This window comes from Anaplasma phagocytophilum str. Webster, from assembly GCF_000964685.1.
Lineage (GTDB): Bacteria > Pseudomonadota > Alphaproteobacteria > Rickettsiales > Anaplasmataceae > Anaplasma > Anaplasma phagocytophilum.
The window spans coordinates 1109204-1127480 of record NZ_LANS01000001.1 but is presented as its reverse complement, the minus strand read 5'-3'; the positions used below and the strand labels follow the sequence as shown (position 1 = coordinate 1127480).

At 41.1% G+C, this 18277-nt stretch carries 9 protein-coding genes; 8 read left to right on the top strand and 1 reads right to left on the bottom strand.

Annotated features, from left to right (window positions below; translation table 11 throughout):
* Positions 1–483: 483 nt before the first annotated feature.
* The 6 genes from APHWEB_RS04590 to APHWEB_RS04560 all read left to right on the top strand — a co-directional run bounded on the left by APHWEB_RS04590 (position 484) and on the right by APHWEB_RS04560 (position 13627).
* Positions 484–3021 (top strand): hypothetical protein, encoded by a 2538-nt coding sequence (locus tag APHWEB_RS04590; RefSeq protein ID WP_020849347.1) that lies wholly within the window; start codon positions 484–486, stop codon positions 3019–3021.
* A 1267-nt stretch (positions 3022–4288) separates the two neighbouring features.
* Positions 4289–6604, top strand: coding sequence for a hypothetical protein (locus tag APHWEB_RS04580; RefSeq protein WP_020849348.1), 2316 nt, complete (start codon positions 4289–4291; stop codon positions 6602–6604).
* Positions 6605–8304: 1700 nt separating this feature from the next.
* Complete coding sequence (locus APHWEB_RS04575; protein WP_020849349.1) at positions 8305–10005, top strand: hypothetical protein; 1701 nt, start codon at positions 8305–8307, stop codon at positions 10003–10005.
* 90 nt (positions 10006–10095) lie between these two features.
* Positions 10096–10692 carry a F0F1 ATP synthase subunit gamma gene (locus tag APHWEB_RS04570; protein ID WP_020848972.1) on the top strand — a complete coding sequence of 199 codons (597 nt, stop codon included), beginning with the start codon at positions 10096–10098 and terminating at the stop codon, positions 10690–10692.
* A 4-nt stretch (positions 10693–10696) separates the two neighbouring features.
* On the top strand, positions 10697–11299 hold the full coding sequence (gene folE, locus APHWEB_RS04565; RefSeq protein ID WP_020849350.1) for a GTP cyclohydrolase I: 603 nt from the start codon (positions 10697–10699) through the stop codon (positions 11297–11299).
* A gap of 399 nt (positions 11300–11698) precedes the next feature.
* Complete coding sequence (locus APHWEB_RS04560) at positions 11699–13627, top strand: hypothetical protein (RefSeq protein WP_011450911.1); 1929 nt, start codon at positions 11699–11701, stop codon at positions 13625–13627.
* A 386-nt stretch (positions 13628–14013) separates the two neighbouring features.
* Here the strand turns inward: APHWEB_RS04560 and APHWEB_RS04555 are convergent, their stop codons facing one another.
* Positions 14014–14199 carry a hypothetical protein gene (locus APHWEB_RS04555; RefSeq protein ID WP_020848973.1) on the bottom strand — a complete coding sequence of 62 codons (186 nt, stop codon included), beginning with the start codon at positions 14197–14199 and terminating at the stop codon, positions 14014–14016.
* 805 nt (positions 14200–15004) lie between these two features.
* Between APHWEB_RS04555 and APHWEB_RS04545 the strand changes: the two genes are divergently transcribed.
* Both APHWEB_RS04545 and APHWEB_RS04540 read left to right on the top strand, forming a co-directional pair.
* Complete coding sequence (locus APHWEB_RS04545) at positions 15005–16417, top strand: hypothetical protein (RefSeq protein ID WP_020849352.1); 1413 nt, start codon at positions 15005–15007, stop codon at positions 16415–16417.
* A 205-nt stretch (positions 16418–16622) separates the two neighbouring features.
* The gene (locus APHWEB_RS04540) at positions 16623–18263 is read left to right on the top strand and encodes a hypothetical protein (protein ID WP_020849353.1); all 1641 of its coding nucleotides are present in this window, start codon (positions 16623–16625) and stop codon (positions 18261–18263) included.
* Positions 18264–18277 lie beyond the last annotated feature (14 nt).

Here is an 18277-nt window from a genome sequence, read left to right as displayed (position 1 = left end):
ATAACAATGTTTCTGTTAGGGAATCATAATTCACGTGGAGTGTCATGGCACAGCTTCACTCCTAGTTTAAGTTAACGCATTATAATGCTGACAATAAAAAAGCTATTCTTTGCAGGATAGAAGGGAGTTTTTTCATTTATCATGCAGCTTTGCTAAGAGATATGTAAGTAGTTTATAGTAGAGTTGCAGTGTGTGTGAAAATGGCGTTGAATAGGGATATTGTGTTACGTTAACCATTATGTAGCTTCCGGTTTCAAGTTCTTTTACACAACTTTTTTAACAGCTTTCCAACTTTCTATTGAAGAGTTCCTGTTGGGAAGAATTTGCGGAAATAAAGTGGGTAGATGCCTCAGTGTATACTCTGTGTAGACTATTGGGAAGTTACACTTCTCGACTGCTACGTGAGTGACAAACTGGCGGTTCATTTAGCACTGTAAAGCTTGAATCTTCTACCCTTAATCAAAAGGTGAAGCTGAGGAAACTATGCACAACAATGGGCTTAAGACTACTGAACAACCTGCTGGTGTAAATGAAGAAGAAAATACTGAATCTAATTATGCGGTTATAGCGCACGATAATTCTAGCACAGATACCGACTCTGTCGATGAGAGTCCACAAGCTGCATCCACTGCTACAACTGACAGCGCAGAGGACAGTCCTACACATGCCGCTGATACAAGTACGAGAAATGTAGAACCTAGCAGTCCTGATGTTACTACACATATCGATCAAGCTAGCGGTGGTACTGCTAGTAGTGATCCTGTTGTAAGGCGTAAAAGTCCTAAAACTCATGGCGCAGGAGGCGGTCCCGTAATTACTGATGCAAATTCCAAGAACCTGGGCGCACCTATCATTACGCAGTACACTAAAAGCTTTAGAGCAAGCAGGAGCTCTGTCAGACCTGGCTATGCAGACTCTTCTCAAAGTGATAAGATCACCACCGAAAGACGTGGTAGAACCCAATCTCTCGGGAGTTATAAGGCAACTGCTGTTACCAAAGGAACAAGTAGTGACGCAAAATGTTCATTACGTACTCAGCATTCCAAAAGTAGCCGCACATATATACGGAGAAGGAGGGCATCTAGTTGTGGTGCTGCGAGCGCTCCTAGTTCTCTCGCTTCCAGTGTTTCCAACTTTAGCTTCAACTTAGAAACTTCACCTTCGGTATTCGCAGAGGAGTGTAATCCTCCTCAAAGAAGCAATAGTAATCGTGGGGTCTGGAATAGAATACGAAAGGCTTTTGCACAATGTTTTCAGATTTGCAGAAAAAGAGATACTAGTGCAAAAGATCCGGCAGTAGCAGAACATACACTAGAGGGCGACAACTTGGAATCCCTAGGAGCGGGGGCTTCTAGGAATAGTTGTGCCTCCACTTTAACTCTTAATTTAGATGGAGCACGTCCCGGTGCGCATCTAACTCCAGGAACGATAATAGCCAGGGCATCGCACTCAGCATTACACGGATATGGCACTACTGATATTGCAGTGTTAATACAGTATCTATCTATAAACTTTGAGGATTTACGGCAAGAAATAAGGGACCCCTCAATAGATACTGACTTATCACAGCTCGATCTTTTGGAAGCTACTATCAACTCTGTCGCTTGTATTAATGTTAAATCTATCCATAAACACGGAGCTTCGAATACAAAGCATCGGATAAAGTGTAGGAATGCCTTTTGCTCCATACTTACACACCTTCTGCAATTACTAAGTACAGAGTTGAAAAAGAAAACTTGCAGAGAAGAGGTAATTAAAAAGCTTGCGGTAAGTATAACCACAACATGTAACTGCATGTGCGCATTGGGAGAAGAAGAAGTTCCTAAACGCAAACAAAAAACCGATCCAGATGCTGATACTGCTGCTGCTGCACTTCAAAGGGCCTTATCATTTGCAGCTTATGTTTTGTTAGATATGGCTAATGCTGCGAGTGAGGTTCATGCTAAATTTATTCCAATAGCAGGTATTTTTTCAGCACTATCAGGCGTTGTAAGCGCACAAAATAGCCTAGAATATAAGGAGCTGGTTAAGTACACCGTAACCGCAGCTATCAACTACTCCATCGACGTATTCCGAAGCAATGTAAAAAAAAATCCCCGAAAAGGTCGTGTTAGACACGTCAAATATGTCGTATGCGATACCCCATTCATGATTTTAAGTACGCTGGTGGGATACACGTACGGAGATACAGGATGCTCTCCTGCAGTTTTAGAAGCTCTAAAAGCCAACAGTCACTATACCGCAGTTGTTGCTCTTGAAACAATTTTTTACATGGAAGCCGCAAGGGAGTTATACCGCTCAGAATGCAAAGCAACTAAATGCAAAGCTTTCAAACGCTTTGATGAAAGCATACAGCGTTGTATCTCAACTGCTGATGATGCATTCGTGGATGTTGTTGATTGTGTAAACAGTCCTGCAGGACTGCGCCAAGGAGTTGTGACGAAAATTCTACGTGGTCTTGACAGTGTAGCGAGAACAATTGGTTGTATGAAGGCAGATTGTTCTTCCCTGCCACTCACTGCTCAATGTTTAAATAAAGCTTATATATGTTCAATTAGAACTTCTGAGATCTTAGATCCATACAGGGTTCCAACACCCAATATCTGGGATGCAAAATCATTGCCATTATTGCCTGGAGAAATGCCTAATAGAAGGTCTATGGCGCACAATCGATTATCTTCATCTGCTGCTGCCCCACCTGTGCCCGCACGTTCACCTATGAGCCGACACCCTTCCGTTCAACTATTTCATACTGCAACATCACAAATAAGCGGCCCAAGCCGTGACACTGAAGCTGCTAACTACATGATGCCTACCGAACCGTCAGTACGTGAGGAGCAACAAGCCTTCTTCCTCGATGCTGCCGAGCTTCAAACTTTGAGCATTAATCCAGATGTTAGCGTGCGAAACATACGTATCCGAAATCAAACGCCATCAACTATACTTTTTAATGTAACCTTGGTCAGAGATGCTGAAGAACTTACTGTTGATTTATGGCCTAGTGTAAGAGGAAATCCATAAAGCTCGCACGCATCTCTGCACTATGGACCGTGCTTTAACCGAATCGTGAAAGTATTCTGCAACAACGTCTCCTGAGCAATGTTTTATTGTGGAGAGTGTACTTAGCAAGACAGCACAGCACTCTGGATAACACATATAATAGTGTTATCTAGAGGCTGTTCCAGGTGCTATAGGAGGATGGGAAGTATGGTATGGCTTAAAACTCGGCAATGCTGCAAAACAAGATGGCTGAAATGGCTTAAAACTCGGCAATGCTGCAAAACAAGATGGCTGAATATGTTGCATTGTACTGGGAGATAATTCTGCATCTGGAATAATGTAGATTAAGTCAACAACACTTCTGCGTATGTTTCTCAAAACACGGCGGAATTTATTCAAAAACTTAGGATGAGCATACACTCATACTCAGAGCACTCAAGACTTTACAGAAGGCTGTATTGCTTTGCACAAAGTATGGGATGCATTATATGCAGCAATATCTAAGATAATACTGAAAAGTATGTATCGGGAGTATATAACAGCGACCATGCGAAAAAATGTGTAGGTTAATCTGCAATGTTAACAGCAACATAACTCCTGATGTTAAAGGACCGCCATCACAATTCTCATACACCCCCGGTAAGATCCCTAAGCTTGCGCTACAATGCATGATGACAACATAGCGGAATATCAGTTAGATGAGTATACTAAGCTTGATACTCACGCGGTCACAGCATCAGCTTGAATATATCAAAAATTCTTCTCCTATGCACTAATCACAACCAATATACGTTACTCTACATTTCATGCATTACATTTTGGACAGGAATACGGATCGGACACCCATCAAGCACTATATTCCTATGATTTTATATAAACTGGGCACAATTATCCTAGAAGTTGTAAAATAAAATTTGCTCTTTGTAAGCAGATTTCCCGTTTTAGTATACATAGCGCTGCTTCTATACATACAATGATAGGTAAAATATTTGCATTTTGTAGCAGCTTATTGTAGACTGAGACTCCGGGGTTTTGGTGCATCCAATATGGCCTCAAATTGAAATTTACTTTTTTCTGTGTGGTGTTTCCTTCCAGTGTCGGGTTATGCGTGAGTAGGATCTGCATCTTGCATCCATTAAGGTAGTGCTGTGCATTTTGTGTCTTTAGCAAGCTGCAAGGCCTATGATCTCCTGTGATATAGCTAGGAACACCTTATAAAGGTAATGTACTTGTTTGTAGCTAGCAATTGCGTTGCATCTAAAACGTGAATATCCAATAAGGAGTTTTTATGCATCCAGGAAGTGGTGACAACAGGAGATTGAATACTCAGAGACACGTTAGTGATCGCGTTTCATCTGGCTCATATATATCTGATGACGTATTCGAACAAAACGATGTTCCTACTGCTGAGAGTTCGTCTGTTAACAGAAATGCAAATTCCCGTAGAGGAGGTGCATCTGAGAGAGTAGGCTATATACTTAGAGCGTTCAGAGGACTTTTCTCTAGACATCGTAGTGCTGCTAAAACACGTACAGACTCAGAAAAGCCTCGAGATGCTCGTAAGGGAAAAGGCCATGATACATCCTCTACATCAGGGCTGTGTTGCATTCCTTCCTCTCAAGGAAAACGTAGGACAAGTTCTGGAACAACTACTACAAGGCCTCTTGGAAGCAAAACAGATGCTGAAAGTAGTAGAACTACACGTAGTAAGAGTGCTGTAAGTAGCAGAGCAAAAAGCGTGGATCACAGGAAAGAGGAATCAGATGATTTGGATGCTGCTGTGCTGGCTGCTGCCGAATGTGGTAACGGGATACCACCTATAGTTCCTGATTCTGCTCCTTGTGGCAGCTCTTCATTTATTCGAGTTCGAGGTTCTTTTCCTGGTTATAGCTCTGCACCTAGTATGGGTGTAGTTGCTGCTAGAATACAGGGTATTCCACTCCATAACAGTTCTGATACGTTACGTGCATTACGAAGGTTACACAATACTGTAAAGAACTTAGCTGCAGACATGTGCGATGAGAGCAATGTCACGTCTACACGAGGACTGTGTTGCATTCCTTCTTCACAAAGCAAACGTACGGTCAGTTCTGAAGCAACAAGAGGTAGATATTCCAGTGCTATCGAAGAAGTTGAAAGTGGAAATGAAGGACCTGATACACTTTATGAGCAGCATGTACGTGCTTTAGAGCGTGCGGTGTACAATGCGTTAAGATCATACAGGCTAAGGAGACTTCATAGAGCTGATCCAGATCCAGGCACTCATAATCACCTTGTGCAAGCACTTTGGCCTTTATTAGATGAGCAGCATGTACGTGCTTTAGAGCGTGCGGTGTACAATGCGTTAAGATCATGCAGGCTAAGGAGACTTCATAGAGCTGATCCAGATCCAGGCACTCATAATCACCTTGTGCAAGCACTTTGGCCTTTATTAGAGCTGGCAAGAACTGAAATAGAGAAATCAGATTCTCAGCCTACGAAGCGCCTGATTGCTGTAGAAGATGCTATAACGCAGCTCGGTGATTGCCTGAACATAATGCAATCATCACAAAAAGGGCGTGCTATACGAGATACAGAATATCCAGATTCAGCTGGCATTCGTAGGGTATTGTTTCTGGTATCTGCTATCCTAGCAGATACAGCATTTCCCGTGAGCCCTGACGTTGAGAGAGAATTTGCCCAGTGTGCAAACATGTGTTCATCGATCGCAGGTATTTTCCGGGAAGATACTGATATATACGTGAAGACAGTACTTGCCGAGTTGGTAATTCGTAAGTTCTCGCTCACTGTTTCTAAATTCAAGGCATCTATAGGTCGGTATGCACCACTGGGCGACGATCCGCTGCTTGAATGCAACGTGTACATTTTATGTAAATTAGAAGCTCTATTAGAAAGGGCATTTAAGAATTATCTAGAACAGAGAGCTGAGGTAGATGAATCATCGGAAGATTTGAGTCTTCTAGACAAAGCAGAATATTCCCTCTTAAACATACTAAATGCAATTGCATACTTAGATGCTTCAGAAGAGATATACCGAACAGATAGGCAACAGTCTGTTCAACCATTGAGCAAAAGATTTATTAGAAATAAGCTATACTGTTCTATGGGCGCGGGAGCTGCGCACAGTGCTGCTTTGAAATATTGGAAATGTTGCAAAGCTGAGGATGATTCAGCTGCAGCAATGCATGAAATGGATAGTTCAATATCTAGAGTTGTTTGCAATTTGGAATATGCAATGGACCGGATATCAGCAACTTTACTGCCTGGCACTGATATTCCTGCCTGTGTACGTAGTATGCTAAGAAACGCTTCGTTATGTATGCAGAGAGCTATGTGTCTTGTAGATGATACCGTGCAGTCTGTTCATCCTTGGGGAGATGAGAAGCGAGCGTTGCTTCCGTTATTGCCGGGTGAATGTCATCCAGATATGTTGTTAAGCATAGATAGACCTGCATATCGCGGCGCTCGTCCGATGTATGGAGCGCTAGGAGAGAGATTAGCAAGATTACCAAGCAGCGAAATGGCATCTCCTTTGCCGTCACCTCTTGCACCGGAAAATGCTCTCACTGCGTTGTCTAGTTGCTTCTTTCCTACTATGCACTAGGAAAGAACTTGCACGCCTTCAATACTATATAGAAGGGATGACATTTCTAGTAGGAGTTTGTAACTCGCAAAGGTGGAAACGTTATGGAGGTTTCATTATGTAGAGAGAGCTTTGAAAACACCATTATTGAGTAGATCTCTGAAGGACTTAGAAAACGTGTCAGGCTTGTGCAATTTATTGCACGATGTCTGGCATACGTTCAGAGTTATACGCAAAAATCAAGAACAGCCTGGTCTACCCTTACCAACACTTACGTAGCTCTCGCTATTCTAGTTGGAATATGTGTGCACAACGTCCTCCCTTGTTCTCATAGTCTATGGGCGGAAATACAACTGACGATATTAAATACGTTGTAGCAAATTTTGTATATCAATTCCTTTATATCCACCAGAGTAGCACAACCATGTATATATTTTTTATGGCGAACTGCATATCACTTAACCAGAGCAAGAAAGTACGACAACTACTAACAAAGTTATGTGCATAGAGTTTGAAATTCTTAAGCAAGTTAACCAGTAAGACCAGCATAAGTGTAGAATATCGGGAAGAGGTGGTGTTTTTAATTGCTATCTAGTAAGTGCAAATTATATCGGGATACTCTTATTAATATGTCGCAGTAATCTTCTTATAGATCCGTGTTTAAATATCGCAAGCAGACTTCTAAAGCATATTATGTATATGAAGCCTTCGTCATTTCATAGGCGTTATAAGTGATTAAAGTCACTCCTATATCTTCCGTTTTTATGTATAACCCTCCGAATTAAAAAATGTTCTCCACTGGCAAGCGCCTGTAGTACTTTTATATCTAGGGCGCATTAATTCATTGCAGATGCTACACATCTACCAAGTGCGTTATGCAATGGATTTTGAATAAATATGATAGGAACAGATTAAAAGAAAAAGGTTGTTTGCTAAAGTTTGTCTGAAAAAACATATTATAGACGTACTATTTTCTTTAATCACTGAAGCAGTCTTCTTAGCTATTATTGTTTTCTTATCTCTCTGGGATAGCATGAAAAAATATTAAATTGTCTAGTAAAATGCCTTTTTAATTCACAATTCTCCTCCTGCTAGTATAAAAAATTTCATATTGCATTTCTTATACTAAGCTACTGCATGTATATGATTAACGCTCTCTGACTTAGCTCTGAATCCTATTTTTAGTTTATGCTACATACTAGAGATAAATACGCGTAAATCAATAGAGTAGTGCGCCGAAGCTAGTGTGCATTTCTTCTCTATCCTTTCTTTACTAGCACACCGAAAAACTTATAAGCTTTTAAATATCAGTAATCGTTGTTGGGTATCATTGATGCCCTTTCCCTTAGAAATAGACAAGTACTCCATATTTCGCTGCACATTCACACGTTCAAGCATGCAACCATTGCAGAATGATAAATAACGCGTGCTCGCAAGAACAATGCTCTTCAGGAGATAATGTATATTACACCGTAATGTACACTTTATTTGCTTGAAATATATTATAATGTTTATTAAAAGTACATATTAGATATAGGTGAGTTGAGCATAAGCGGAACTTTCGCGTATCGATTGAGGATATAGCGGATTAGTACAATCATAGCGTGTGTGGTCTATGCGAATTGTGAATGCTGTCTCTACTTAATAGTTGGTGTTTTACGCAGCCTTTACCCTTCGTTGGTAGGGCGCTGTACCTTTTTCGGGGGGGGGGTAGAGAAGTTATGAATGGTCCTTTACGTTTTCCAAAACTCAAGTATCTACCACTTAATACTACAAGTCTTGAGCATATAGATGTATCGCATCTATATGTGGAAGTAATAAGACCGTCATTTGAACCCACAAGTGAGCCCATAAGTAACGCAACTCTCGACTTGTTGTTTTATCTAAAATCTGCTCTAGCTTTGCTAAGGCGATGCAAAAGAATGAGCACAGACGAGGATAGAATAGCGAGCATAGAAAGTGCTGGTGCTTTATTGTTGCCTATAATGGGCGTTGTCACGAATATGCTAACACACAGCGGTGGCAGAATAGGCTATATGTATTCTGCCCCTCTAGCAAATGTTCGTGCTTTCCATGAGGCTTTGCTCAACATTGCAGGCGCAATCGACCTGGAGACTATTAGAAGTCCTCAATGCGCCCAATATACAGAATACTTAACTGCTGCTTCTATCTATATTACGCAGGCTTTAGATATATTTCAAACAGTAAACGCGGAGAAAGTATCAGATAACCAAACGGAAGAGCAATGCCTTGAGCTGGGCAATATCCCACGAATGACACACGTGTGTAGGTATCTTTTAGTTCGTCTATCAGCAGTTCAAACTGTAATACCGCATCATTTATTGCGTCTCCTAACAAATGATTTAATATGTGCAGCTTCGCTCGTCAGTTCGAATATGACCAAACAATACAGAGGTATGTCGGTAAATCACTTCGTGCTGCGTTTGGCGATAATGATGGCTCTCATAAAACCAGCACTAGTACACGTGCCAGAAGCACAGAAGATGGAGGCAGAAAGATTATATGAATCTCTGACACTAGTAGGTAATATCCTCCTCGATAAGTGCCTGGAGAACGTGTCAGAAGCAGAGGCAGCGAAATGTCGTGCAGGAAGAACATACGGTAAAACAAACCTTGTTATACTGGGTCTAAATGAGAGTATGTCACTTACTCTCACAATGATGCATCATTGGAAAAAGAGCGTACAGACTGATCAAAAGTTATGTAATGCCGAAGAGGCTTTAGGCACTCTCTCTGTTAAGAATAGACTACAGGATATAGTGGATTGCCTAGCAGATGGGCTAGACAAGTTATATCACAATATTATCAAATCCGCTGGTGATACTAGTGGAGAAATGCCTAATCAGGAAGTAGCAGAAAAAATACAAAAGTCGCTTTCCATATTAAAGTTAATGAATCAAGAGCTAAACGATGTAGTACCTCAAGACCTGAAAAAAGGAATGGAACTACTGGGGATCAGCTTACAACGTACGTTAGACAGGATATGCGAAGGTAGAACCTTATTCGATTGCTGTTGGGATGGGAGCAAATGCCTGTTGCCAGTGTTTTCAGGTGAAGTCCCGCAAAACAGAGATATATGTCGCACAAAAGACGGTACCTGTGTATTTGATCTTGAACACAAAGAAACTCCATCCTCTGCTCAGGGTATTACGCATGCTTTAAAATCTATGGTAGTGAGCTCATTTCTTAGTCTCACGTCTTCGCTTGTTCCTATTAGAGCGGGACCGACACAAGATCCGAAAACAGTCAGTGAGCAGCGGCCAGTCAGTAAAAAACTTGAAGTTAGACTCGTGGATCTCCTTGCTGAGTTCAATCGAGAGCATGGTACACTGCTCACAGATCTACGGCAGCAGATGCTAGTCAATGCGGATATGCAGGCTGCTTCTGGTATGACAAGGTAATTTTGTTCAGTTCATTAAAGTGAGTTGATGATTGGTCTGTGCCTCTAGTAAGACGTTGTGTGGTATTTGGTGTACGTGTGATAACAATTCATGGCTTTGCTGCTTAGTCTTCTCCTCGATAGTTATAGGAGGGGTATGTTTAGAGATGCGCACCAAGTCCACAGTGAGAAACAAATTACTATTGTTTCAAAATATCTCACGGACATCTCACACAACATTATTTATCTAGAATTCACCGTAATAGCGCAATTTCCCAATTCCTTACTGCGACAAATTCGTATCATAGATTTCACAAGTTACAAGAGAGTGTCAGTTCTATATAGCAAGTTTCATGCCATAAATTTGCAGGAGCAGGTTATAGAGGATATTCTCACAGTTGATGACCCTAATGATTTCTACGGAAGCAAAGATAAAGTAGAGATCGAGAGAGGGGAAAATCTATATGATCCTGATTTTGCATCAATAAATACGAAGCTATGGTTTAATAGCTTTATGGGTAGGTTTTACTTATCCTTATGTGAAAGCGTAACCTGTGAACACTGTTGTAGGATGATATCCATGGAATCTGCTAATACCAATACAAAAAGTATGCTAAACAAGTTGGTCTTAGATTACAATCGATCAAGACAGGCGGCAATAACCACGGATCTAATAGAAGTGGTTAGTGGATGCGAAGCTTTGGGATAGGTATATGGCAGAAGTAACGCAATGTGGTAGAGTTTGTCCAACGATTGAAGAAGCTGAAGAGGCGGTTAGAGTCATAATAAGGTGGATGGGGGATGATCCTAATAGGGAGGGTTTATTAAAAACGCCTCGTAGGGTCTTGGATTACTATAAAAAGTCTTGTTCTGGTTATGCTCCTGAGCTTCTCTCTCACTATTCTATTCTTCCCTATGATGGGAGTAGTTCAGAAATGGTGTTGGTGAAGAACATAGGGTTTTCTTCAAACTGCGAACATCATCTTAGTCCTATATGTGGTGTGGCGCATATCGCTTATATGCCAAAAGAGAAGATACTTGGTATTGGTAGTATAGCGCATATTGTTGGTTGTTTTTCGAAAAGGCTACAGCTTCAGGAGCGTCTTACTAATCAGGTGGCAGAGTATTTAGAGAAGATACTAGATCCTCATGGTGTTGCTGTACTACTAGAGGCCGAGCATTGGTGCGTTGAATGTAGCAACAGGGATACTGCCTCTAGAGATGAGAGGTTGAATGTACAAACTAGTCAAATGTTAGGGGTTTTTGAAGAGCGTTGTGATTTGCGCAATGAATTCTTCTTAAGAATTAAAATGTAAAGGTCTCGGGAATTTAATGCGAACTCAACTAAAGTCATCGTATTGAAAAAATTCTCTTTCTATGCAAATAAAGCTAATACAAAGAGCACAAGTACACCTTCTACTTACAATTAATGATAAGCGTCTCATGCTGTATAGTCTGATATATAGTGACTAACGGAGATACGAGTTACAACTAAATTCACCCTACCCCAAAATGAGCAAAACTTGCTACACACAACTCATACTCGCTATCCCATTTTTAAAAAATTTATAATATCTTTACTATTAGCGTCGTAGTATATAAATATACGAATACATACACGCTTGATTTTGCAAAGTTGGTTTTTGCCTGTTGCCTAGCGCCTTCTGACCTCGCTTGATGATATCTTACATTTTATAAATGATACCAGGTGGTATATGCCTACTACAAAGAAAAATGAAATTTCTGAAGCTAATGCTATTGAGCTATCAATGGCATTTGATTCCCTAATCTCTGTTGCAGAAGGATTCTCTGATGTGCATCTGGGTGATATGAGTCCTGAAGAAACTTTCGCACATATGCTATCGGTCTTGAAACTAGCAAAATCGTGCGTCATTGAGATAAAAAATGAGATGGTATCACCAGAACAATCTACAGAGCCATCCCCTCTCCCATTGATTCAAAGCGTGTTGAACTTCCTAGACAACACACAAAGAGTTATTGAACAATCTATTCGTAATTCCGACTACAGTATACCTAGTGATATCATAGAAGACATACTAAAAGGGTGTTACGATGTTCTAGGAACACTACAAAGTGTTACAAAAGTGCATAGCATACTGCCAAGTAGTGCTACAGACGTGCCTAATATGCTGGCAGACCAAACTATTATCGCAATGGCTGGTTTTGTACAGGCCTTGCAGAATTACGCATTTAGTTCCACGACAGAACAAGCGGATATAAGACACGTACGACTGCTGACAAGAGCTTCATTAATCGCACAGCAGGCTATGGCAATGCTTGCGAGTGCTGCTAACCCAGCGGCTCGTAAGTTAGTGCTGCGTCATGTGCTCATCCTCTCACTGACGACCCAAATACCATCTTTAAATACACCTGCTGCTTTGAAGGCGCACATGGCATCAGCCATGAATTTGATAGTGATGTCTCTGTCGGCTGAGCTGGATAAATTCATAAGCTCACGACATGTTATGGAAACCGAAGAGAGTATTTCGATTTCTGTATCAATGCAACATCTAGCTCAACACTTCTTAACTGCTTACCGCGGGGAACTACAAAGGTATTTAGGAAATAAAGTTGATTTCAGCACTGTAGACCACGAAGCTACTGAAGAAGCTGGAAACTTTGAGAATAATATGCTGTGGATCAGAGCATATTTGCTGGAATGCGTAGTGTATGTTTCCAGCATACAATTGACATATGAAAAAGCATTAGAAAAAACCCTTAAAGATACAGAAGTATACACGGCTACGCCCGTACTTCTTCCTGAGACACCTTTAACTGAAGATATGGAAATTGAGGAAGACAAGGCAACAGAGATTATACATGATCTTCATGAATGTGTACTCGAAACCCTAAGGCAGGTATGTTTACGCTGTATTGTCAATTCCTCTCCAGTATTCGATTCAGATAACAATAGTAAAGATTTACAGCTGAGGATACTTTCACATACTGCAGCTATGCAAGAAAAACTTGGGAACTTGATTGAGGAACTGCAGAGAAATCCAAATGTTAAAGATTGTCAGTCATTGCACTTCTCTATTGAAAGAGTAGCTATCCTCACTACGAGAATAATGGATAGGCTAGATGACCGTAGAGAGTTATATGACCACACCTGGAAACAGGACTATTCCTTCCTGCCATTGTTCAATGGTGAAGAGCTGCTCAACAGGAAAATATGTAAATCAGATTATCCGACAGCTTTCCGCGATATTGTGGCAAAACAAAAGCAAAGCAATATATGTAGCGCTTTTAAGCATGCGTTCAATTGCGTAATAGAGGCTTTTGTCTGCTGTTACACAGAAGTAAAGCAATTTTTTGCCAGGGTGATAGCGTGTATAGGAAATGCATTCTGCTGCTCTCCGACTATAAGCGAAGAAGATATGGTAATTGAAGGGAATCCTGATGCAAAATTCGCCACAGAGGAGGAAGAACTACTTGCATTATTAATGGTAGCAGCATCTCCTGCCAATAGAAGCTCTTCTAGAAACTCAAACGCTCACCCTTCTTCACCTAAGGTGACTGGGCCGATAACCGTAACTGCAGAAGTACATTCGCAGCTATCAGATGTAACAGCGGAGCGCTGTACTGCAAAAGATTACTCGGAGGAACAAAGCATTGATCTATAGATGATGCGGCGAACGTAAAAGTTATACAATCACTGTAACAGGTTAAACTAGAAAAGTATCAAAGTGTATGGATGAGCCATTAGGGCACAGTACGGAGCGTTATGGTGCCCTCTTCGAGTGCGTTATTTATTGCGCAGTATGATGAAGATAATATGCTTGAAAATACCCTTATTAAGGGAAAAAGCAGAAGATCTCTCAAAGAATAACCGTGCAAAAATAGCCTCCCCACCTTTACTGATAACGTTGTTACTGCATATCGATATGCGCACAGTTAGTGCTCATACATGGGTTATTAAAGACAGCTACTCAACTCTGAAAACGCCAGAATACGTAGCGCTCTATTCGGTTGAACTACTCACGATAAATCTGGGAATAAACTTCTTGCTCTATCCATGCAACTCCTCAGTAAAACATGTTACGAGAAGTGTGGTATGAGTGATACTAAAATTAGTGTCATTACTAACTATCCCGTATCTCCTTGCATAACCTAAAATAGCACTCACTAAGTCATTATCTGTATTACCAAACGCGTATATAGATAAGTTCCTATCATCCGACTTACCGATGTTCATACTACTGCCCTCAAATCCACATTAATTAACACATTCCCCTTACATAAAACACGCAATACTAACCGCAATGTGATTGCTACATGCAAGCATTGGGAATAATTTATGGAGAGACGCAACAACATGAGAAATACAACAATCCAAAAAGAAGCAGAATAGTTGAAGGATTATTGAAGGCGAGCAAAGTTCCAGAAGTAAGTCAAAGCTGAGGCGGCAAAATCGGTTATCAGAAAACCCCTCCCTTTGGCAGAATTTCACTAAGCACCTAACTGCAGCAACAAAATTTCTCCAGCTCAAGGGGATACACGAATCCCTCTCATGATTTAACCCCACTTATCAGGCACAAGGGATGGAACATTTGGCATCTTTCAGCAAGAAATGCCCTACAAAATCGAACTCTTTACTTAAAAAAAAGCTACAGTTTGCGACATCATACAGCTGCGCAAATCTGCTCCAAACAAAAACCCAATGCGTCGGCATATTTTTATGCGTCACTACCTCCAGCAGCGATCTCAGTCTCTTTGCCGTATTTTTTTGCACGATCTCATGATGCACTTCCTTGTTGCCACAAAACAATCTACAAGCACTATGTACGATGGGCTCTAAGGCACTAGCATACTCCATGAATTTTGTAATTATCTCGAGAACACGTAACAAATTACTGACATTAAATTCATCGGGAATATTAGGACATTTTGCTAAAAACCCTAAAAAATTTTGTCCTGCACAAAAAAATATTAAGAAAAAAATATAATTTATGTCTTATTAAGTATAAAATGCTACTATTGGTATATTAAATGGTGATATCATGCACGCAAGTAGTAGATTGAACTCTCTTGTTCTTGTTTCTATAAAATCACTTCTGAATACAGATGCGGCAATTGATTCGACGGAATTTTGCGATGTTATGCTAAACAAAATTCAGAACAACACCCCTTATCCGGAGTTCTATAGTATTTTGGTCTTTATGATTCAATACCTGCATGGTATGTTGAACAAATACCCTCAGATGCCTAATTACGCAATTGAAGACTATAGCGTATACATGCTCCATTTGACAGATGTGCTAGAGAGTATAACACAAATAAGCTGCCTCATTACCCAGCAGGCATTACTAGAAGAATCACAACCTATGGGCGCTTCTTGGGAAAAATTCGATGAGGCATACAGTGAGTTATTCAATGCATTATGGCATACAGTTACCATTTACCGCGGTGAGAATCGTACTATTATCGAACGCAATCTTGAACTGAGCAAGGTTCCTTCTGTCATCATCACAATGATAATAACGATGCAACACTATCGAGCACGTAGCATGCCAGTTTCCATGGCATTGAACAGTAGTGCACTAATTAGAGAAAACGAAACAATTGAACGCTGCGCCGCTGCTATGCGTATATTCCACGACGCTGTAAACTTGATACCCGAGTATACAGTGGATGCTGAAGACTCGCCACCTCGCACCCTCATGTACCGCGACTTACTCAGTAAAACCGAACAAACTTCCAGAATGGTTTCATTAGTCAATAGACATACTCCTCTACGCAAGCGCAGCTGTGTTAAAAATTGTCTAAAAGAGCAATTTAGTCTGTTAATGATCACCATTGAACTACTGGCTAAGAATGTAGACGCTGTATATACATATTGTTATATTCCCATTTCTAAAGCAAAAGACATTATACTATCAGAAGCTGAGGCCTTCGCCAGTAACGCGTGTATTGATAACCGTAACTCAGATGCAGAACACAGGGTAATATTAACACGTTTCTCGGCTGCATTCATCCCTCTGTACAAATCACATATCTGGAGCCGTCTCAACAACGTCAACTGCAGTAAACGTCATCACAAGGTTGCTAACAGCGTTTCCGATTGTCTAAGGGTGCTGCTAAAAGCTCTTGAACTACATAATGTATCTAAAGAAAAAGACCGTCTCCGTGCTATGGCTAAAACATCTGAATACTCACGTATAGTAGAGGATTTCCGAAAATACTTAGATGAACTACCAGAGCTCATTTTAGAACAAAAAAAATATAACGGTCCGGAACCAAAATGCACACAGGTTCTCTCCGATGCATATATATCAATGCTCTGGATACCAGAGTATATAGAGCAGCTACTCAATGCGCAATTACCATTAGAGAGAAAAGGAACTCCACGGAATCTCATGCATGCACCGTCTGTTAAACCTGGAAATACATCCAAAACGAAGGGCGCCCATTGATGCACTGATTTAGACAATCCTGTCCGTTAGCCAGTGTAAACCCTGGTCATACGCGTAGTATAACACTATGTTGCATGCAGAATACTCCGTAGGGAAGAAATTACACTGATACATACGATAAGCACAACAATTTAAGCAAAACTTATAGTAAGCTATCGCATAAGTTGTATACACTAAACCTATCCCTTTTAAACGGTAGAATATCATGCTTACACCTAGGAATCTTAGTCCATCTGTGCGTCGGTTTTTAGATAACTATGGACCTCCATCTAATCAAGCCTTTATCCAGCAAGTAGTGCAAAGTTTGAGGGGTGAATGCTATAAAAGACGCTCTAATGATATACTAAAGTATACTGTAGAAAGTGCGCATGGAACCTTACGCCATATAACTGAAGGGATGGACGCAAGCTGCCCGTATAGTACCAGCAGCCTGAATTGTCAACAACATTTAAGTGTAGCACTCAGAGAGAATTTGCGTGAAGTAGAACACATCCTATTGAGCAATCTGTATGAAGCACTATGGTATGGCACTACTGCTGTTTGCAAATGTTTGGAAAGTGGATCTCGCACGGATGCTGCTTTGATGGCCGATGCTGCTTCAACTGTAGTCAACAGTATAGTCTTGCTACAACATGTATCCTTGCGAAGCATTCATGGCTCTCTTGCAGCGCCTAGTGATCCATGGAGGGACGCCCGCTCAAGGTGCATCACCGCGGCAAGTGCATATGCCTCTGTTATAAATACAGCCACTGAGAACACCTTAGATCAGCAAACCCGCTCCATGGTTGTAAATTGTGCAAATGTCCTTGTCAATATGACGGGACTAGTAAGTGTTATTACACCTCCAGAGCAACGCAGTAAGCTTGTTCGACAAACAATAAATTTGTTGCATGCAACTTCTCCATACATACGTGATGCTATTTCCAGGGCAGCTGCGCTTCCCCATGCACACCCGCTAATACCTCACGGTAATATGCTATATGCAGCACAAGATCTTGCCCTCAAAGAAATCTTTGATTTTGGTAATGACCGTTGTGTTCATAACACTGATTCAAGTGTAGTGAAAGATCTTGTAACGGGACGTATTTTAAACGCATTCTGCTCATTAATAGAAGTAACTGAGAGTACTGATGTACGGAATGAAGGCCGTGTTTTGCCTGCAAATACTGCTCCATGTTATACAAAATTTAATCAGGCTCTCAATGAAATTCAAGGGTATAGTCATACAAGCAATCCACAAGCACGCGCAGATGCATGCATGAAAGTGATGTGTACTCTTGATGAATTGATACCGTCGACTCAGGATCTAGATGCCCTAGTTCTAACAATGCATGGCCGTAAATTCGTGAGTCAAATGCTGTTTGTAGTAAATCAGGTAGCAATCACTTCAGAACCTCTTCTACGGGAACTAAACCACTTAATATCTGAGCATGGCTTACAGGAGACTACGTCAGATCATTCTGAGGAACCGAAAACTCCTATACATACCCAGCAAGCTGCAGCAGAGCATTTAGCTCCTTACGAAGACGAAGAAGCAGCCCCAAGTACTTCACATGCTGCAGTTGCTGCCCTTGCAGCAAGAGCTCAAAGTATTGGGGCTACTACATCAGCAACAGCAGGTGCTTACCCGTGCCATCCAGAAACAAGTGATCATTCTTCAGAAGAAGAACTAAGTGCGATATTTGCACAGCAGGTAGGTACACCTCAGCATCATGGCATAGCAAGCGCTTTTCCTTCAGCAGAAGCAAGAGGCGAATCAGTGTCATCATCCCCTTCTGGACGTATGGAAGAACCCTCTGCAGAAGAAGATGTTGATATGTCAGCCAAACGACGCAGATTACATTAAAGAGTGCTATGCAC